This window comes from Bacillus sp. ChL18, assembly GCF_026241425.1.
Taxonomy (GTDB): domain Bacteria; phylum Bacillota; class Bacilli; order Bacillales; family Bacillaceae; genus Bacillus; species Bacillus velezensis.
This window is the reverse complement of sequence record NZ_JAPHWE010000031.1, coordinates 1-255: the sequence shown is the minus strand read 5'-3', so window position 1 is coordinate 255 and position 255 is coordinate 1. Positions and strand designations below refer to the sequence as shown.

Sequence of the window (255 nt, the reverse complement as noted above, 5' to 3'; positions counted from 1 at the left end):
CTTGAAGACTCTTTATGTAGGAGGAGAAGCACTTCCTGAAACGCTGTGGAATGAAGTAAAAGAGTATGGATTGCCTGTTTTTAATATGTACGGTCCAACAGAAACGACCATTTGGTCGACAGTGAAACGGATGGGGAAAACCGATTCAATTACTATAGGGAAGCCAATACAAAATACACAGGTATATGTGCTTGATCGCCACAACCAGCTTGTACCAGAAGGTGTTCTCGGAGAACTATGCATTGGCGGCGACGG

1 protein-coding gene is annotated in these 255 nt (G+C 44.3%); it reads left to right on the top strand.

Going from position 1 to position 255, the window contains the following annotated elements:
- Positions 1 to 255 (top strand): AMP-binding protein (locus tag OQ477_RS21135; protein ID WP_265973608.1); only part of this gene is annotated, 255 nt, incomplete at both ends.